We start from the raw sequence: 19,349 nt of genomic DNA, 5'->3' as shown, positions 1-19,349 counted from the left end.
ATTAACTCTACCGCAAGGGGCGGGTGCGGGGGAGCGTCGTCGGAGCGCGGCTACCCGCGCGGCTTGGCGACCTTGGGGCCGCGGACATACCAGAGCACGTCGCCCTCGGGGACTTGCGCACGCGGGGAGCCCGGTAGCGTGACGGCGGCGACGGACCCGGGGGTGAACGAGATGCACTCGCCCGTGAGGCGTTCGAGGACGTCCTCCATGAAGGGGATGTGGCCGACGGCGACTATCACCGAGTCTTCCGGCGTGTCCTCGATGTCGTCAAAGAAGGCCTCCTGGTCCTGGTAGAAGAGGTAGTCGCGCTCCTCCGTGGCATACGAGACGCCGTTCGCGTCGAGCGCCGCCGCGACCTCCTCCGCCGTCTGGCACGCGCGGAGCGCCGGGCTCACCCAGACACGCGCGGTCTCATCGCCGGCGTCGAGAAGGGCGAACGCGCGCGGCAATGCCTCCGCCAGGGCCTCGGCGGCGCCCGGCGCGAGGGGCCGCTCGGAGTCCGAGAGGCCCGGCCTCGCCCCCTGCGCCTTGCCGTGCCTGACAAGAACGATCGTGCGTGCCATGCTGCCTCCAGTCTCCGTGTCCACCTATCCATTATTACGCGAATCGCGTGCTCGGGATGGGTGAAATCGCAAGTGGAGCGGGGCGTGGGGCCGTCCGGCGCGTGTCCCTCTCGCCTGTTTGCTACCCCGGGATGTCCCTTTCGCGACGGTGGCTTGGGGCCTCGGATAGTGTCCGGAAGAGCCTGTATACTCGGAGGGCAACGACGAAGGGGGAGACCATGGCGGCGGAGGAAAAGCAGAATCGGGCGCCCGAGCCTGAGGCAGCCGTGCGCACGGACGAGACGCGTTCGCGCGTGCTCCAGGCGGCGGAGGTGAGCGAGGCTCGTGCCGCGAGCTCGGTGGCGGTGTCGGCGGCAACCGGTGGCCAGCAGATGCGCGCCCGCGAGCTTGCCGCGCGCGTTCCGGACGTCGTGGTCATCACGGGCATGTCCGGCTCTGGCCGCACGCAGGCCATGCACGTCTTCGAGGACATGGGCTACTTCTGCATCGACAACCTGCCTCCGCGCCTCATCCTGCAGCTCGCGCAGCTCGTGGGCATTAATACCGGCGTCGGCCGCCACCTTGCCGTCACGTGTGACCTGCGCAGCCAGGGCCTCTTCGATGAGATCTCTGATTCTCTCGTCCAGCTTCGCGAGCATGAGATCTCCTGCAAGGTGCTCTTCCTCGACGCGGCGGACAGCGTCCTCATCCGCCGCTATGACGAGAACCGCCGTCGCCACCCGCTGGCGCAGCCCGGCGAGTCGCTCACCAGCGCCATCGCGCGCGAGCGTCGCCAACTTGCCTCGGTCCGCGACGCGAGCGACCTCGTGATTGACACGAGCTACCTCAAGGTCCGCGACCTGCGCGTCCGCCTGCGCCGCGCCTTCTCGGAGTTGACGGATCAGCAGCTCATGGAGGTGTCCGTCTTCTCCTTTGGCTTCAAGCACGGCATGCCCGTCGAGGCAGACCTCATGATCGACGTCCGCTTCCTGCCCAACCCCTTCTATGACCCGAAGATGCGCTCGCTCACCGGCAACGACAAGCTCGTGAGCGACTTTGTCCTCGGCAACCCCGTGACGGAGAACTTCCTCGACGCCTGGTACAACCTGCTCGACGTCGCCATGCCGGGTTACGTAGCGGAGGGCAAGAGCCACCTCTCCATTGCCGTCGGCTGCACAGGTGGTCAGCACAGGAGCGTCGCGATCGCCAATGCCACCGCTGCTTACCTCGAGCGGGGCGGCTACCACGTGAGCCTCTCCCACAGAGACCTCGCCCTAGCCAACGTCAGGAATAGCTAAATGTCATTCACCGCCGAGGTAAAAGACGAGCTCGCTCGCGTGGGCGGCTCGTGCCCGGAGTGCGACGTCGCGGAACTCGCGGCGCTTGTCCGCGTCTGCGGCGCGCTGTCGTTCCATGGCTCGGGCGCCTACTCTATCCGCGTCTCAACGGAGACGGGCGCTGTGGCGCGCACCGTCATCCGCCTCGCGCACGAGGTGTTCGATCTCGACACATCTCTTACCGTGCGTCGCTCGAACCTCCATAGGTCGCGCAACTACCTGATTGAGATCCCGGAGCAGGAGGGCCTCGAGCAGGCGCTCATTCGCATGGGCGTCCTCATTCTAGGTCGCGGCCTCTCGAGCGGCATCGCGGCGCGCGTCGTCGCCCGCCCGTGCTGCCGCGCGGCGTACTTGCGCGGCGCCTTCATGGCCGGCGGCTTCATCGCTGACCCGCGCGGAGACTTCCACCTCGAGATAGCGGTCACAGGTGACGAGTTCGCCGATGACCTCCTGGAGCTCCTCGATGACGAGGGCATCACCGCGCGCGTGAACCGTCGCCGCGGCTCCTATGCCATCTACCTCAAGAGCTTCGATGACATCGCCGCCCTCCTCGGCGTCGTGGGGGCGGAGCGCACGGCACGCGCCGTCAAGAACATCCGCGTCATGAAGTCCGTCAAGAATGACGTCAACCGGCGTGTCAACGCGGAGCTTGCCAACCAGGCTCGTTCGACCGGTGCCTCGGCAGACCAGCTCGCCCTCATCGACCGCGTCGAGCGCGAGATCGGCTTCGACGCCCTGCCGCCCGCGCTCTTGCAGTTCTGCGTGGCGAGACGCGAGCATCCGGAGCTCTCGCTCCGTGACCTTGGGGCCCAGATGATGCCGCCACTCTCCAAGAGCGCGCTCTATCACCGCGTCCTTCGCCTGGAGAAGCTCCTCGAGTAGGCGACGGGGATCCTCGCTTTCTCGTCATGTGGCCCGGGCTGCGCGTCGGCGTGCCCCAATTGCATGAGCGATCTCCAATGCGGGGCACGTAACAAAATGGAAACATGATGACCACACGAGTATCACCTCTGGCGGCCATCGTCCATAACCTAATGACTACCTGCGGCAAGGACTCCGGGCATGCGCTCGTTTGGTGGTGTGGTTGTACATAGAACTATAGACAACTCGCAGGTAAACGGCACAATTTAGGAAATCTAATCATCTGTTAACCGTATAGCCGCAGCGATTTAGCGGTATTATCACCAATGGTGTTTCCAACGTGGCCCGCACGGCGCAAGGGGCGCCCGTGGGGTCTTCGAAAGGAGAAAGCATGGCAGTTAAGGTTGCTATCAATGGCTTTGGTCGCATCGGTCGTCTGGCCTTCCGTCAGATGTTCGGCCACGAGGGCTCCGAGATCGTCGCCATCAACGACCTCACCTCTCCGGATATGCTCGCCTACCTTCTGAAGTACGACTCCACGCAGGGCAACTACAGCCGCGACCACAAGGTTGAGTCCACCGAGGACTCCATCATCGTCGATGGCAAGGAGATCAAGATCTACAAGGAGGCCGACGCCAACAACCTGCCTTGGGGCGAGCTCGACGTCGACGTCGTCCTCGAGTGCACCGGCTTCTACACCAGCAAGGAGAAGGCTCAGGCCCACATCAACGCTGGCGCCAAGAAGGTCGTCATCTCCGCTCCGGCCGGCAAGGACCTCCCGACCATCGTCTACAACGTGAACCACGAGCAGCTCACCGCTGATGACAACATCATCTCCGCTGCTTCCTGCACCACCAACTGCCTCGCCCCGATGGCCAAGGGTCTCAACGACTTCGCTCCCATCGTCTCCGGCATCATGACGACCATCCACGCTTACACCGGCGACCAGATGCCGCTCGACGGCCCGCAGCGCAAGGGCAACAAGCGTCGTTCCCGCGCTTGCGGCGAGAACATCGTCCCGAACTCCACGGGTGCCGCCAAGGCCATCGGCCTGGTTCTCCCGGAGCTCAACGGCAAGCTGATCGGTGCCGCCCAGCGCGTCCCGACGCCCACCGGCTCCCTCACCAACCTCTACGCCGTCGTTGATAAGGTCGTCACCGTCGAGGAGGTCAACGCTGCCATGAAGGCCTACGCCGAGACCATCCCCGAGACCTTCGGCTACAACGAGGACGAGATCGTCTCCCGCGACATCGTCGGCGAGACCCACGGCTCCATCTTCGACGCCACCCAGACCATGGTCCAGGACCTCGGCAACGGCCAGTCCCTCGTCCAGGTCACCTCTTGGTACGACAACGAGAACTCCTACACCTCCCAGATGGTCCGCACCATCAAGTACTTCGAGAAGTTCGTCGCCTAAGCGTCAGCTTCCGTAGGTAGCTCCGAGGGGCGCGGTCGCAGCTTTCGGGCCGCGCCGCGCCCCTTTCGTTCTTCACGTAGGCGGGACGGTCACACCGCCCGCCGCAACCCTGAAAGGAACGACATGGCTTTCACCAAGAAGACCGTCCGTGACATCGATGTCGACGGCAAGCGCGTCCTTTGCCGCGTCGACTTCAACGTCCCCATCAAGGACGGCGTCGTGGGCGACACCACGCGCATCTCCGCCGCGCTCCCCACGATCAAGTACCTCGTTGAGCACAACGCTCGCGTCATCCTCATGAGCCACCTCGGCCGTCCCGAGGGCACCGGCTTCCAGCCCGAGCTCTCCCTCAAGCCGGTCGCCGAGAAGCTCGCCGAGATGAGCGGCCTCGACGTCGCCTTCGTCGCCGACACCTACGGTGACGAGGCCAAGGCCGCTGTCGACGCCCTCGAGCCGGGCCACGTCCTCGTTCTCGAGAACGTCCGCTTCGACAAGCGCGAGAAGAAGAACGATCCGGAGATCGCCCAGCGCCTCGCCTCCTACGGCGACGTCTTCGTCCTCGACGCCTTCGGCACCGCCCATCGCGCCCAGGGCTCCGTCGTCGGCCCGGCCGCCTACATCCCGGCCGTCGCTGGCTTCCTCCTCGAGAAGGAGGTCGACACCCTGACCGGCATCTTCGCCGAGCCCGAGCGTCCGTTCGTCGCCATCGTCGGTGGCTCCAAGGTCTCCAGCAAGATCGGCGTCCTCGATCACCTCATCGACTCCGCTGACACCCTCATCATCGGTGGCGGCATGGCCTACACCTTCTTCCTCGCTCAGGGCATGACCGTCGGTCAGTCCCTCAAGGAGGAGGACTGGGTCGAGCGCGCTGCCGAGATGCTCAAGAAGGCCGAGGACAAGGGTGTCAAGATCCTGCTCCCCGTCGACAACCGCGTTGCCGATCACTTCGGCGAGGACGCCGTGCCGGAGGTCGTCGCCTCTGACGCCATCCCCGATGACCGCGAGGGCATGGACATCGGTCCCAAGACCGAGGAGCTCTACGCCGAGGCCATCAAGGGCGCCAAGACCGTCTTCTGGAACGGCCCCATGGGCGTCTTCGAGTTCGACAACTTCGCCCACGGCACCGAGGCCGTCTGCCGCGCCGTGGCTGACGCCGACTGCACGTCCATCATCGGTGGCGGCGACTCCGTCGCGGCCGTCAACAAGTTTGGCCTGGCCGACAAGATGAGCTGGATCTCCACCGGTGGTGGCGCTTCCATGGAGCTCGTCGAGGGCAAGGCTCTTCCGGGAGTGGAGGCTCTTCTCGATGCGTAACCTCATGATTGCTGGCAACTGGAAGATGAACAAGAACTACACCGAGGGCGTCGAGCTCGCCCAGGGTCTCGCCGACGCTCTCGCCGGCAAGGATCTCAACGGTGTGGAGGTCGTCGTTTGCCCGCCGACCGTCGACCTCAAGGGCGTCTCCGAGGTCATCGACCAGACCAACGCCCAGTTCGCTCTGGGTGCCCAGAACGTCTACTTCGAGGAGTCCGGCGCCTTCACTGGCGAGACCGCTCCCTCCATGCTCGAGGCCGTGAACGCCACCTACTGCATCATCGGCCACTCCGAGCGTCGTGGCTACTTCGGCGAGACCGACGAGGACATCAACAAGAAGGCCAAGGCCCTTATGGCCCATGGCATCGTGCCCATCAGCTGCTGTGGTGAGCCCCTCGAGGTCCGCGAGGCTGGCAAGCACGTCGAGTTCGTCGTCGATCAGATCAAGGCCGACACCGAGGGCCTCGAGATCACCGACCCGTCGAAGTACGTCATCGCCTACGAGCCCATCTGGGCCATCGGCACCGGCAAGACCGCCACTGCCGACGACGCTCAGGAGGTCTGCGGCGCCATCCGCGAGACCCTCGCCGAGATCTTCGGCCAGGAGACCGCTGACGGCATCCGCGTCCTCTACGGCGGCTCCGCCAAGCCCGGCAACATCGCTGAGCTCGTCGCTAAGCCCGACGTCGACGGCGCCCTCGTGGGCGGCGCTTCGCTCAAGGCCGAGGACTTCTCCCAGATGGTCATCAAGGCGGGGGAGTAATAGCAATGTCTGAGCGTCACCTTCCTGCCCTTCTCGTCATTATGGACGGCTGTGGCCTGGCTCCCGCTAACGACGAGAACGCCGTCACGAGCGCCAGCCACCCGTTCCTCGACAGCCTCTATGCCAAGTACCCGCACACCACGCTGGGTGCCTCCGGCGAGGACGTCGGCCTTCCCGACGGCCAGATGGGCAACTCCGAGGTGGGCCACCTGAACATCGGTGCCGGCCGCATCGTGTTCCAGGAGCTCTCGCGCATCAACAACGCCATCAAGGACGGCTCCATCGCCGAGAACGAGGTCTTCGTTCGCGCTATGGACGACGTCAAGGCCGAAGGCAAGACCCTCCACCTCATGGGCCTCATGAGCCCCGGCGGCGTCCACTCCCACATGAACCACGTCGAGGCCCTCGCCAAGATGGCCGCCGAGCGTGGCGTCAAGACGATCCGCGTGCACGCCTTCATGGACGGCCGCGACGTCGATCCGCAGTCCGGTGCCGGCTACATGGCCGAGTTCTGCGACTACCTCAAGGAGCTCTCCGAGCGCTGCGGCGTTGACGCCCGCGTTGCCACGGTCTCCGGCCGCTACTGGGCCATGGACCGCGACAACCGCTGGGAGCGCATCCAGCGTGCGTATGACGTCATCGTCAATGCCTCCGATGCCGAGACCTGCCCGGTCGAGGGCATCAAGGCCTACTACGAGAAGGACCCGCGCGGCGACGAGTTCGTCGAGCCGTTCGCTTGCCACAACGAGGGCGTCAACGCCGGCGACGCGGTCATCTTCTTCAACTTCCGCCCTGATCGCGCTCGTCAGATGACCCGCGTGTTCACGGACAAGGAGTTCGACGGTTTCGAGCGCGAGCAGATCAAGCTCTCGCACTTCGTCACGATGACCGAGTACGACCCGAACTTCGACGTCGAGGTCGCGTTCCCCAAGTCCTTCCCGCAGGAGGTCCTGGCCGACGTCATCGCCGAGAACGGCCTGAAGCAACTCCACACCGCCGAGACCGAGAAGTACGCCCACGTGACGTTCTTCCTGAACGGCGGCATCGAAGACCCGAAGCCGGGCGAGGAGCGCGTGCTCGTCCCGTCGCCGAAGGTCGCCACGTATGACCTCAAGCCCGAGATGAGCGCCCCCGAGGTCACAGAGAAGCTTGTCGAGGCCATCAACGAGGACCGCGCCGACTTCTATATCGTGAACTTCGCCAACTGCGACATGGTTGGTCACACGGGCGTCTTCGAGGCCGCGGTCAAGGCCGTCGAGGCTGTTGACACCGCGCTTTCCAAGGTCATCCCGGCCATCGAGGCCAAGGGCGGCTTCGCTCTCATCACGGCTGACCACGGCAACGCGGACCACATGTTTGACGTTGACGGCGAGGGCCACAAGCACCCGTTCACGGCTCACACCACGAACCGCGTGCCCCTCATCGTCGCCGACGACAAGGCCAAGCTCGTGGGCATCGAGGACGGTCGCCTGTCCGACATTGCCCCGACGATGCTCACCCTTGCTGGCCTCGAGCCCTCCAAGGAGATGACGGGCCGCGTGCTCGCCGTCGAGGAGTAGCTTGGGCCTGCCGCCTGCCTTGCGCCGTGCGTGAGACTGGGCCGCGATTGGACAGCGCGCGAGAAAGCGCGCCGCGCGCGGGAATGCGCCATTCGCGAGCTTGTGCGTACGCGCGGATAAGCGCGCCAAACGTCCCTGAGAGGGGCGCCCGTCAGCCATCCGGCCGGCGGGCGCCCTTGTTCGTGCGGAGCTCGTGCGGGGGAGGGACGGCGCTTTGCTACGGCTCCGGGCCGCCGTTTTGCTACGGCTCCGGGCCGCCGCGCTACCTGCCCTTGCGTTGCCTACCCTCGCGGCCCGCCCTTCGCCGAAACATGCACGTATTCGAGATGTGCGCCCAAAAACGTCCCGATAGCTCGAATAACTGCATGTCTCGAGAGAGCTCCTCCTCCCAAAACCTACCTCTTGTAAGGTTTCGGGGCCAATTTCGGGATCGAAACGTTACAAGAGGTAGGTTTTGCCGCCCGCGCCGCCCGCGCTGCCCGCGCCGCCCGCTGCGCGCGGCCTGCGTCCGAGCGCGTGGCGAGAGTGTGCCGCGGGAAGAGTCCCTAGCAGCAGCGAGGTTGCGGCACAGAGTTGTGGTATCCTCTTCTGCTGTATGTTTGCATCTGCTTAAGGAGCATCACGTGGGTCCTCTAAATACGATTCTGCTGGTGGCTTGGGCCATCTCCGCTGTCGCCCTCATCATTCTCGTGCTCATGCACTCCGGTAAGGGTACCGGCGTCTCTGACATGATCGCCTCCTCTATGTACAACGCCAACGCTGGCAGCGGCGTCTGGGAGAAGAACCTCGACCGTCTTACCGTGATTGCCGCCGTGGTTTTCTTTGCGACCATCGTCATCTTCATGCTCACCTACCCGCTGGGCACCATCGGCGCCTAACTGCGAGCTAAATCGTACTGACCAAACGGCCGCCTGCGTCTTCTGGCGCGGTGGCCGTTTTGCTATGAGTGGCGAGCGCTTCGTGAGACGTCCGCATGTTGCGCGGCGTGAGCTATGCGGTGTCATATGCCACGCGAAACGCGGTCCGCAACAGGGGCGGCGCGCAGAATATGGCGCGCAACAGGGGCGGCGCGCAGAATATGGCGCGCAACAGGGTTGGCGCGCAACGAGCGTGTCAGGCTGTGCGCTGCGCGACGCATCTCGTCCTACGCATCACTTTTGAATAACGCGCTAGCCCGCCCCTCCGGAGCTCTCTGCATTCAACACCGCGCAATGTTCGATTTGATACGAATCCGCATGCTATTCATGCATTTTTGCCCGAAACAGCAAACGCTTTGTTAATACATTGTTACGCAGGGCGGCTTTATCTTGGTAAAGAGGGTTTTGAGGTTGCCGCCCTGCGAAATAAAACGGATAATCCTACTTTAAGTTTGCAAGCAGTCTACTTGTTTGTGACCGCAGGACGGTCGTCCTGCGGCATCCGCCTTATGGCAACAGGTTACGCAAGCAAAACTGAGACGTCACGTTACGGGAGGCATTGGGCCTCCTGGCCTGGCGTCGCAAACAAGGGAGGGATTCATGACCACGTCCATGAACCGTCGCACGTTTGTCAAGGGCAGCCTCGCCGCTAGCGCTATGGCAGCTCTTGCCGCCTGCGGCAAGAAGGGCAGCACCGGCGCCGCCGCTTCCGGCGAGGCCACTGGTGGCACGCTCAACTACTACATCAACAACCCCGTCGCCATCGATCCGTATGACCTCGAGGAAGACCAGGGCATGCAGGTCGGCTATCAGCTCTTCGACGCTCTTACCACCTATGACTTTGACAAGGGCGAGCTCATCGGTCTTGCCGCTGAGTCCTGGGATGTTAACGACGCCGCTGATGAGTTCACCTTCCACCTCGTGAAGGGCGCCAAGTTCCACGACGGCACCACCGTTACCTCCAAGTCCTTCAAGCAGGGCTGGGAGCGCATCGTTAGCCCGAAGACCTCCGAGACCCACGCCTCCGGCATCGGCTACCACCTCGCCATGGTCCAGGGCTACTCCGAGCTCTCCGTCGGCGACGCCACCGAACTCACCGGAGTCACCTGCCCGGACGACGACACCCTCGTCGTGAAGCTCGTCCAGTCCTACGCTGACTTCCCGTTCGTCTGCATGCACCCGGCCCTTTCGCCCGTGCCTGACTGCGCTATGGATGACTTCGACACCTTCTTCTTCGCTCCCGTGGGCAACGGCCCCTTCAAGATGGACGGCAAGTGGGAGGACGGCCAGCAGATCAACATCGTCCGCTTCGACGATTACTCCTACGGTGACCCTGCGATCATCGATGGCGTCCACTTCAACATCCAGAAGGACGTCCAGACCGCTTACACCGAGTTCCAGGCTGGCAACCTCGACATGGCTTCCGTTCCCACCACGCAGCTCAAGGATGCCATCTCCCAGTACGGCGAGTCCGAGGACGGCTCCACCGTCACCCCGGGCCATCAGGTCCTGACCGGCGCCGAGCTCTCCGTCTACTACCTCATGCTCAACGTCGCTGACGAGACCCTGAAGGACGTCGACGTCCGCAAGGCCATCTCCCTGGCCATCAACCGCCAGGCCATCTGCGACACCGTCTTCGAGGGCACCCGCGAGCCTGCTGGCGGCATCGTTCCCCCGGGAATCGCCGGCTACGTCGAGAACAGCTGGGAGTTCTCCAAGTACGATCCGGACGCCGCCAAGGCCCTGCTTGACGCCAAGTATCCTGCCAACGCTGACGGCATGCGTGGCATCAACGTCGCTCTGACCTACAACCTCGATGGCGACCACAAGGCCGTCATGGAGATGGTCATGGCTGACCTCAAGGCCATCGGCATCAACGCCACCTCTAACACCGCCGAGTGGAGCTCCATCGTCACCAACACCTACCCGAACGCTGACTTCCAGATCGGCCGCCTCGGCTGGATCGCCGATTACCCGATCATGGACAACTTCCTGTATCCGCTGTTCGCCACTGGTGCTGACAACAACTACGGCAAGTACTCCAACCCTGCCGTCGACAACGCCATCAACGAGGCCCGCGCCATCGCTGACGACAAGGAGCGCGAGGCCAAGTACCAGGAGATCGACAAGACCATCGCTGCCGACATGCCCGTCGTGCCGCTGTTCTACTACAAGCACCAGATGGTCGGTTCCTCTCGCGTTAAGTACCTCCACATCGATCCGCAGAAGCTGATCATGATGGATAAGGTTGAACTCGAGGCCTAGTCCCTTTATTCTTAGGTACCCGCGATCATAGAGATCGTTTGGGCGACGGGGCACCCGTGGCGGTGCCCCGTCGCTGGTAGGGGGCCTTGCAAGTGGCAGCCTCAAGCCGCCTCTTGCAAGGCCCGTCATTACGACAGGAGTTGTACGCATGGGAAAGTACATACTCAAGCGCGTCCTGCAGTTCATCCCGGTCTTCATCGGCGTGACCATGATTCTTTTCGCCATGAAGACCATCGTCCCCGGTGATCCGGTCAAGATCATCACCGGTGGCAAGCAGGTAACGCCTGAGACGGAGCTTCAGATCCGCATCACCAACGGCCTCATCGAGACAGACGAGAACGGCCGCGCCCTCTATGACGAGGACGGCAACACCATCCCCACGCCGATCTGGAAGCAGTACCTCACTTACATGAATGGCCTGCTGCACGGTGACCTCGGCACGTCCTACACCCGCAACATGAAGGTGTCGGACATCTTGGCGAACAAGTACCCATACACCGTGAAGCTCGCCATCGTCGCCATCATCCTTGAGGCGATAGTCGGTATCGGCGCCGGAATGGTCTCCGCGATCAAGCGCTATTCGTTCTGGGACGTCCTTGTCACGCTCATCACCTCGATCCTCGTGGCGATGCCTGCCTTCTGGCTCGGCATGATGCTCCAGCTTTTCTTTGGCGTCTTCATGAAGAAGGCCACCGGCGGTGCCTTCTACCTGCCTATCTCTGGTGCCGGTGGATCGAACTCCGAGTTCGAGAGCTGGGTTCACTACATCCTTCCGGCCGTGACCCTCGCTTCCGTCTCCACCGCCTATGCCGCGCGCATCATGCGCTCGCAGCTGCTTGAGGTTATGAACCAGGACTACATCCGCACCGCGAAGGCCAAGGGTCTCTCGAGGCGCGACATCATTTGGCACCATGCCCTGAAGAATGCCCTCATTCCTGTCGTGACCTACATCGGCATCGACTTCGGCGGCATGCTTGCCGGCGCCATCCTGACCGAGACGGTCTTCAACTGGCCTGGCGTTGGCTACGAGATCTACCGTGCGGTCACCCAACGTGACTGGCCCATCGTTCTGGGCGGCGTCACGGTGGTCGTCGTCGTGGTGATGGTAATCAACCTGTTGGTTGACGTCAGCTATGCGTTCCTGGATCCCAGGATTCGCTTTGGCTCGTCAAAGTCTGAGAACTAGGGAGGTGCGCTGAATGTCTATCGAAGAGCAGAAGAACGCAGCTGACGAGACCATCGAGTCCGCGGCTCAGGCTCCCGAGAAGAGCCGCACCCTCTGGAGCGACGCCTGGAAGCGCCTCAAGAAGAACAAGCTCGCCCTCATCGGCGCCGTCTGGATCCTTTTCGTCATCGTCGTGGCGCTCACGGCCGACCTCTGGGCTCCCCAGTGGCTTGGCTCGCCCACGCAGATCGACTCGACGACCGTTGCGCAGACCTCCAAGCTGCCGCCCTCGGCCGAGCACCCCTTCGGCACCGACGCCACTGGCCGCGACCAGCTTTGCCGCGTCATCTATGGCGCTCGCGTGTCTCTGACCGTCGGCGTTATCGCCACGCTCATCTCCACGGCCATCGGCCTCGTCATGGGTGCGCTTGCTGCGTTCTATGGCGGGATTTGGGACACGATAATCATGCGTCTCGCCGATATGTTCCTGGCGATTCCGTACACGCTGTTCGTCATCACGATGCTCGCCGTCATCGGCCAGGGCATCCAGAACGTGTTCATCGCCATCGGCATCCTCGGCTGGCCGTCCATCGCCCGCGTCTTCCGTTCGGCGATCCTCTCCGTCAAGGAGAACGACTACGTCGACGCCGCGCGTGCCATGGGCGCCTCTGACCTGCGCATCGTCGCGCGTCACATCTTCCCCAACTCCGTTGCCTCCATCGTGGTTTACGCCACGATGAACGTGGGCGGCGCCATCCTCACCGAGAGCGCGCTGTCCTACCTTGGCATGGGCGTCACCCCGCCGACCCCTTCCTGGGGCATCATGATTCAGGACGGTCAGACGTTCCTCCAGACCCAGCCCTGGCTCATGATCATGCCCGGCCTGGCGATTCTCTCCACCGTGCTTGCCTTCACCCTTCTCGGTGACGGCCTGCGCGATGCGCTCGACGTCAAGATGAAGGACGCGTGATAGTAATGGCATTCGGTAAGAAGAAGGCTGCCGAGCCCGCGCTCGACCTCAAGAACCAGCCCGTTCCTGAGGGTTGCCACCTTCTCGAGGTCGATGACCTCAAGATGTACTTCCACACTGCCGACGGCGTAGTTAAGGCCGTCGACGGCGTGAGCTATACCCTCGACCGTGGTGAGACCCTCGGCGTCGTCGGCGAGTCCGGCTCGGGCAAGTCCGTCACCGCCATGACCATCATGGGCCTCATCGAGATGCCTCCGGGCAAGATCGAGGGGGGAGACGTCCGTTATCGCGGCCACTCTCTGCTCGAGATGTCCGAGGCCGAGATGCAGCAGATTCGTGGCAATGACATCGCCATGGTCTTCCAGGACCCGATGACCTCGCTGAACCCGGTCTACACCATCGGTCGTCAGCTTGGGGAGGGCCTCCGCCTCCACCGCGGCTATACCAAGGAGCAGGCCACTCAGCGTGCGATTGAGCTCCTCGACATGGTTGGCATTCCCAACCCGGAGCAGCGCGTCAAGGACTATCCGCACCAGTTCTCCGGCGGCATGCGCCAGCGCGTCATGATCGCCATGGCACTCGCCTGCGACCCGGACATCCTCATTGCCGACGAGCCGACCACGGCCCTCGACGTGACGATCCAGGCGCAGATCATCGAGCTCATGCAGGAGATGCAGGAGAAGAACGGCAACGCGATCATCATGATCACGCACGACCTCGGCGTCGTGGCTGACGTGGCAGATAAGATCATGGTCATGTACGCCGGCCGCCCGGTCGAGTTCGGCACTGCCGAGGAGATCTTCTATCACCCGACGCATCCGTACACCTGGGGCCTCATGCGCTCGATTCCCGAGCAGGTCATTGACGAGAAGAAGCCGCTCACCCCGATCAAGGGCAACCCGCCCTCTCTCGTGAACCTGCCGAAGGGCTGCAGCTTTGCGCCGCGCTGCCCGTATGCGACCGATCGCTGCCGCAACGAGCGCCCGGAGACCTACACCTCCGAGACCGGACACTACTCTCGCTGCCACTTTGCCAGCGACCCCGAGTTCATCGCGAAGAACGCGCCCGTTAACTCCCGCACGAAGGGAGGCGAGGCTTAGGATGACCGAGCCCCTGCTTCACGTCGAGCACCTCTCCAAGGAGTTCCCCGTCGACTCCAGCGTCTTCTCCAAGGAGAAGAAGAGCGTCAAGGCGGTCGACGACATTAGCTTCGACATCTTCCCCGGCGAGACCTTCGGCCTCGTTGGCGAGTCCGGCTGTGGCAAGTCCACGACTGGCCGCTGCATCATGCGCCTCACGCACCCCACGGGTGGCAAGGTCCTCTTCAATGGCGAGGACGTCTCCGCCATGCACAAGAAGGACCTGAAGCGCATGCGTCACGACATGCAGTTCATCTTCCAGGACCCCTATGCGAGCCTGAACCCTCGTATGACCATCGGCGAGATCATCTCCGAGCCGCTTGTCATTCACGGCGAGATGCCCGATAAGACCGAGCGCATGAACTATGTGCGTGAGCTGCTCGATGTCGTCGGTCTCAATCCGGAGCACATCAACCGCTATCCGCACGAGTTCTCGGGCGGTCAGCGTCAGCGCGTTGGCATCGCCCGCGCATTCGCGCTCAAGCCGAAGCTGATCATCTGCGACGAGCCCGTCTCCGCGCTTGACGTCTCGATTCAGGCCCAGGTCCTCAACCTCCTCAAGGACCTTCAGAATCAGTACGGAACCGCGTACCTGTTCATCGCTCACGACCTCTCCGTCGTTCAGCACATCTCCGATCGCGTCGCCGTTATGTACCTTGGCAACATGATGGAGGTCTCGGACTGGAAGACCCTCTACGCCGAGCCATACCACCCCTATACGCAGTCGCTGCTTTCGGCCGTGCCTGTTCCTGACCCGGATATGCAGCGTTCGCGTAAGCGCATCATCCTGAAGGGCGATCCGCCTTCTCCGATCGACCCGCCGAGCGGCTGCCGTTTCCACACGCGCTGCCCGATCGCTTGCGAGAAGTGCGCCCAGGAGCGCCCCGAGCTTCGCGAAGTCGCGCCTGGTCACTATTGCGCCTGCCACTTTGCGCAGCCGCACCCCATCAAGGGCTCCTCGATCGAGCTCTAGGGGAGAGTAAAGAGCGTTACTTGGATCCCGCCATCCGTTTGGGTGGCGGGACCTTTTCTTTTCGAGGCGCTTGGGACGCTTTGCTGTCGGTTCCGCAGCGCCCGAGACGGGTATGCGCGTCGACGTCTGGCCTGGCGGCTCCGCAGCGCCCGAGACAGGCATGCGAGGCGTTATCTCGCGAGAATCGTCTGGCACCAGAGTTAATTCCTCAGCATTCATTGTCATCTACCTGCGCTAACGCAAATTAGCCAACTTTTTTTAGAAAAAAGTTTAAATTCACGCTTGCGTCCGCTGGGTCATCGAGGTATATTCTTTCTCGCGCGAAACGCGCACTTGAAAAGTCGGAGTGGCGGAATTGGCAGACGCGCTAGCTTGAGGTGCTAGTGACTGACTAAAAGGTCGTGCGGGTTCAAGTCCCGCCTCCGACACCAGCAAATCTACGGGCCTTCGGGCCCGTTTTTGCTATCTAGGGGCGGCGCGCCCGCGCGCCCGGACGGGAGGCGTCATGCCGGCTAAGCGCGCGCTTGCCAAGGTCGATCACGTCGGTCGTGCCGCCATGCCCGGTGTCCTTGCGGCTCTTATGGCACTTTCGACCGATGCCATTCTGGTGGTCGACGGCGTCGGTCGTATCCTCTCCGCCAATCCCCAGCTAGCCTCTCTTTCTGGCTTGGATGCCAATGAGCTTGTAGGTACCCCTGTGTCGGATATCCTCGAGGACCCGTCGCGTCCTCACGCTCAGGATGCGCCAGCACCCGTTCTCCCGCTTGTCGCCGATGGCTCGCTTGTGAGTCTCTCCCTAAGGCTTGCTGGCGGCGGGGCGGCAATCGTGGGTGCCAGGGCTGACCGCGTGAGTGGCGGCGGCGAGACCTATGTCATCGTCATGCGTCCTGCGGATTCTGCTCTTGCGGCGGAGCGAGAGCACGATCGCCTGCTCGACGAGCTCTCCCTTGCCAATCGACGTCTTTCGGGCACGCTCAAGATCGTGCTCGACACGATTGACTCCCAAGACGTCGAGACCCTCTTCAGCGAGGTGATCGAGCAGATGTGCGACACCCTTGAGGCCTCGGGTGCCCTGCTCTTCCTCGCGGATGACACTGGGTATCGGCTGCGCGCCCGTTCTCACTCGCTTGAAGGCAAGAGGGTTCCGAAGTTCATGACCTATGGCGAGGGCCTCGAGACCGTCGTCTCTCGATCTGGCGGCGCCATGCGGCTGCGTTTGCTCCCTCCCAGCGAGAGGAGCCTTCGCGGGGGCGCACTCACGTCCCGTGAGCTTATGGACGAGGACACCGGCGCTCGTTGTCGCATCCCTGCGCGGCAGACGCCGCCCTTCTCGAGCTTCATCTGCGTTCCCATGTGGTTTAGCGAGCGCGTGATCGCCATCATCGAGCTTGGCTGGACCGAGGTGCACCCAACGCGCCGCGATGACGCGCGCCTTCTCGACACGGTGGCCCAGTACCTCTCGGTCGAGTTCGCCGCCGCCATCTCGACCATGCGAGCCCAGAGGGCTCAGGAACTCGACGCCGTCGCCACTCGAATTCATGCGATGCTCGAAGGCTTCGACGCCCCGACCGACGAGAACCTCCAGAGCTTCTCTCGGGCCCTGACGGAGGAGCTCAATGTCCAAATCGTCCACATTCATGCGTCCGGCCTTTCGGAGGGCTCTCACGTCTCGTTGCCAGGCGTGGGGGAGGTGGAGCTCCCGTATTCGATAGACGACCTCGTCCGTGGGCGCGTCGATGCAGACATAGCCGTCGTTGCGGCATCGAAGGGGTCGAGGCTTGCAAGATGGCTCGAAGAGCAGGGCTTCATGGGCTCTGCGGTCCTTATCGACCTCGGAATGCTCGCGGGCAAGCGTTGGGCCGCGCTGCTTATGCGCGCCCCGGACAAGGAGCCCATAGATGACGCGGAGCTCGACTTGCTCCGTCGCATTGCCATCGACGTTCGCCAAGAGGTTGAGGCGGGCGAGCGTAGGAACAAGGACACGCGCATCGCACAGGCGCTTCAGAGCGGAATGAAGAGCGAGCTCCAGGAGGTCGAGGGCATCACGGCCCATGCGCTCTACTCGTCCGCAACTGCTGCCGCGCTTGTCGGGGGCGATTTCTATGACCTCATTCGTCTGCCCAACCGTCGCGCCTGCGTGATTCTGGGTGATGTCTCGGGTAAGGGAGTCGAGGCGGCGAGCGTCTCCGCCGCCGTGCGCACGGCCCTTGGAGCCTATGCCTGGGAGGGTCAGCCGCCCGCGCGCATGGTGCGCCTGCTTAACGACTTTCTCCTCGGCTTCTCTCGCCTGGAGACTTTCGCCACCCTCTTCGTGGGCGTTGCGGACCTCAAGCATGGCATGCTGACCTATTGCTCTGCCGGGCATCCCCCAGCGCTGCTCCTGCGTGCGGAGACTGGCGAGATGGAGACGCTCGACGAGCAGTCTGGCGTGGTGGGCGCCTTCCGCGGCATGACGTACCACGACGGCCACGTCTCCCTCTCTGAGGGGGATCGCATCTTGCTCTACACGGACGGCGCAACGGAGGCTCGTAACCCGAGTGGCGCCTTCTTCGGAGAGCAGGGACTGCGTGACGCCGTGATGGAGGAGGCCGCGGGCGACTTCGACGGCATGCTTGACCGCCTGCTCGAGCGAATCGATGTCTTTACCGAGCGCAGCCTTGACGACGACGTGGCTATGGTCGTATTGAGGTTCGATCAGCTTGGTGGCTCACGCCAGCGGAAGGCCTAGGCTTGCGGCGACATGGTCCTTACGTTTGCGGAAACCTTGCCGCACGTAGGTATCAACCCCTGCGCGTCTGGGCAAAATTGGGGCATGACATCGACTGGCGACATACTCTTGCTCCCCGTGCGCGGCGACCTGGACGTCGCGAGCGTTCCGCGCGTGCGCGCCTACCTTGATCGTGCGATTGACGGCGGCTGCCGTCGTGTCATCCTCAGCCTTGCGGATACAGACTATGTCGACAGCCTTGGGATGGCGTTGATCCTCGCCTACGCGCGGCGCCTTGCGGAGAAGGGCGGCCTGCTCTCGCTCGTGAACGTGGGCGATAACGTGTACCGGTCGCTTGCGATATGCCGCCTCGTTGACTTCATTCCCGTGATGGGTAGGGCTCCCAAGCCGCCAGTTCCGGCGCTCGACCCCTCCGTGAGGCCCCTTTGGCATGGCACTATGCGGGTGGATGAGGCCCACCTGAGTGCCGCACGCCGCCGCCTCGAGCAACTTCTCTCTCGCACGGACCTCACGAATGACGAGGTGTTCGATCTCACGCTTGCCGGTGGTGAGGCGTTGGGCAATGCGGTTGATCACACCTGTGCGGAAGGCGTCCTGCTCACCGTGTGGGTCTATCCTGATCGCGCCGTGGTCGAAGTGACGGATTGCGGCTCCGGCTTTGAGCTGGATGAAGACGGGGAGGTTCCGCAGGGGGAGGGTGGCGACTGCCTCGAACGCGGTCGCGGCATCAAGCTCATGCGCATGCTCTCCGACTCCGTTGAGATCTGCCGCAAGCCTAGCGGCACGGGAACCGTGGTACGCCTCGTGAAGCTATTCACTCCAATGGCCGCCACCGTATAGGGCGGACGCGGCGTCGTTTTGGGAATCGGGGTGCCGTGGTGGTCCGATTGACTTACTGTCGTTCCTGGGTTCCCGCTTCTTTGGTCGGGTTGCCGGCTTAAAGGCGGGCGATTGAAGCGTGCAGAGCACAAAGCGTTGGGTTGTAACGTCGTCTCTGCTAAAGTTGCAGGTAGCAAGCGAATTCGAAAAAAAGTTGAAATTCACGCTTGCATGAATGCGCAGTCTTGCGTATAGTACTTTCTCGCACGCGGACATGGCTCAGTTGGTAGAGCACCACCTTGCCAAGGTGGGGGTCGCGGGTTCGAACCCCGTTGTCCGCTCCATGAGATTGAGGGGCCGGCCGCCCGGCCGGCCCTTTTTTCTTCGGCGACGTGGCCAAGTGGTAAGGCATGGGCCTGCAAAGCCCCTACCCCCAGTTCGAATCTGGGCGTCGCCTCCAAAGAAATGAGCGGCCTGCTCGTCAGGCCGCAATCATTTCACGTGCGGACATGGCTCAGTTGGTAGAGCACCACCTTGCCAAGGTGGGGGTCGCGGGTTCGAACCCCGTTGTCCGCTCCAT

Annotated in this window: 15 protein-coding genes and 4 tRNA genes; 18 read left to right on the top strand and 1 reads right to left on the bottom strand. The window is 63.1% G+C overall.

Annotated features, from left to right (window positions below):
• Positions 1 to 50: 50 nt before the first annotated feature.
• Entirely contained in the window at positions 51 to 563 is a 513-nt protein-coding gene (locus tag Q0H23_RS02800) for a histidine phosphatase family protein (RefSeq protein WP_293835459.1), read from the bottom strand.
• A gap of 371 nt (positions 564 to 934) precedes the next feature.
• On the opposite strand from Q0H23_RS02800, the gene rapZ reads away from it, so the two are divergent.
• From rapZ to Q0H23_RS02710, 18 genes are all read left to right on the top strand, one after another.
• Complete coding sequence (gene rapZ / locus Q0H23_RS02795) at positions 935 to 1,840, top strand: RNase adapter RapZ (RefSeq protein ID WP_293814357.1); 906 nt, start codon at positions 935 to 937, stop codon at positions 1,838 to 1,840.
• A complete protein-coding gene (gene whiA / locus Q0H23_RS02790; protein WP_293814228.1) occupies positions 1,841 to 2,761 on the top strand; it encodes a DNA-binding protein WhiA in 921 nt (306 codons plus the stop codon).
• 370 nt (positions 2,762 to 3,131) lie between these two features.
• Positions 3,132 to 4,157, top strand: coding sequence for a type I glyceraldehyde-3-phosphate dehydrogenase (gap, locus tag Q0H23_RS02785; RefSeq protein ID WP_293835456.1), 1,026 nt, complete (start codon positions 3,132 to 3,134; stop codon positions 4,155 to 4,157).
• Positions 4,158 to 4,280: 123 nt separating this feature from the next.
• Positions 4,281 to 5,471: a phosphoglycerate kinase gene (locus Q0H23_RS02780; RefSeq protein WP_293835453.1), complete on the top strand. Its 1,191-nt coding sequence runs from the start codon at positions 4,281 to 4,283 to the stop codon at positions 5,469 to 5,471.
• Positions 5,464 to 6,234 carry a triose-phosphate isomerase gene (tpiA, locus tag Q0H23_RS02775; RefSeq protein ID WP_293835450.1) on the top strand — a complete coding sequence of 257 codons (771 nt, stop codon included), beginning with the start codon at positions 5,464 to 5,466 and terminating at the stop codon, positions 6,232 to 6,234. The genes Q0H23_RS02780 and tpiA overlap by 8 nt, the downstream gene beginning before the upstream one ends.
• Before the next feature lie 5 nt (positions 6,235 to 6,239).
• Entirely contained in the window at positions 6,240 to 7,793 is a 1,554-nt protein-coding gene (gene gpmI, locus Q0H23_RS02770; RefSeq protein WP_293835447.1) for a 2,3-bisphosphoglycerate-independent phosphoglycerate mutase, read from the top strand.
• A 623-nt stretch (positions 7,794 to 8,416) separates the two neighbouring features.
• On the top strand, positions 8,417 to 8,671 hold the full coding sequence (gene secG, locus Q0H23_RS02765) for a preprotein translocase subunit SecG (protein WP_293814223.1): 255 nt from the start codon (positions 8,417 to 8,419) through the stop codon (positions 8,669 to 8,671).
• Between the two features lie 639 nt (positions 8,672 to 9,310).
• Entirely contained in the window at positions 9,311 to 10,975 is a 1,665-nt protein-coding gene (locus Q0H23_RS02760) for an ABC transporter substrate-binding protein (protein ID WP_293835445.1), read from the top strand.
• Positions 10,976 to 11,123: 148 nt separating this feature from the next.
• On the top strand, positions 11,124 to 12,161 hold the full coding sequence (locus Q0H23_RS02755; protein WP_293814221.1) for an ABC transporter permease: 1,038 nt from the start codon (positions 11,124 to 11,126) through the stop codon (positions 12,159 to 12,161).
• Between the two features lie 13 nt (positions 12,162 to 12,174).
• On the top strand, positions 12,175 to 13,110 hold the full coding sequence (locus tag Q0H23_RS02750) for an ABC transporter permease (protein ID WP_293814220.1): 936 nt from the start codon (positions 12,175 to 12,177) through the stop codon (positions 13,108 to 13,110).
• Between the two features lie 5 nt (positions 13,111 to 13,115).
• Positions 13,116 to 14,210 carry an ABC transporter ATP-binding protein gene (locus Q0H23_RS02745; RefSeq protein ID WP_293835442.1) on the top strand — a complete coding sequence of 365 codons (1,095 nt, stop codon included), beginning with the start codon at positions 13,116 to 13,118 and terminating at the stop codon, positions 14,208 to 14,210.
• A gap of 1 nt (position 14,211) precedes the next feature.
• Entirely contained in the window at positions 14,212 to 15,222 is a 1,011-nt protein-coding gene (locus Q0H23_RS02740) for a dipeptide ABC transporter ATP-binding protein (protein WP_293835439.1), read from the top strand.
• A gap of 340 nt (positions 15,223 to 15,562) precedes the next feature.
• Positions 15,563 to 15,653 (top strand) — tRNA-Leu (locus tag Q0H23_RS02735).
• A 74-nt stretch (positions 15,654 to 15,727) separates the two neighbouring features.
• The gene (locus tag Q0H23_RS02730; RefSeq protein WP_293835436.1) at positions 15,728 to 17,950 is read left to right on the top strand and encodes a SpoIIE family protein phosphatase; all 2,223 of its coding nucleotides are present in this window, start codon (positions 15,728 to 15,730) and stop codon (positions 17,948 to 17,950) included.
• An 84-nt stretch (positions 17,951 to 18,034) separates the two neighbouring features.
• Positions 18,035 to 18,790: an anti-sigma factor antagonist gene (locus Q0H23_RS02725; RefSeq protein ID WP_293835434.1), complete on the top strand. Its 756-nt coding sequence runs from the start codon at positions 18,035 to 18,037 to the stop codon at positions 18,788 to 18,790.
• A 247-nt stretch (positions 18,791 to 19,037) separates the two neighbouring features.
• Positions 19,038 to 19,113, top strand: a tRNA-Gly gene (locus Q0H23_RS02720).
• 42 nt (positions 19,114 to 19,155) lie between these two features.
• Positions 19,156 to 19,229 (top strand) — tRNA-Cys (locus Q0H23_RS02715).
• 43 nt (positions 19,230 to 19,272) lie between these two features.
• Positions 19,273 to 19,348: transfer RNA gene (locus Q0H23_RS02710), tRNA-Gly, on the top strand.
• Position 19,349: the final 1 nt, after the last annotated feature.

Source organism: uncultured Parolsenella sp., assembly GCF_934660935.1.
Taxonomy (GTDB): Bacteria; Actinomycetota; Coriobacteriia; order Coriobacteriales; family Atopobiaceae; genus Parolsenella.
The sequence above is the reverse complement of the archived record's forward strand: the minus strand, read 5'-3'. Positions and strand labels throughout refer to the sequence as shown.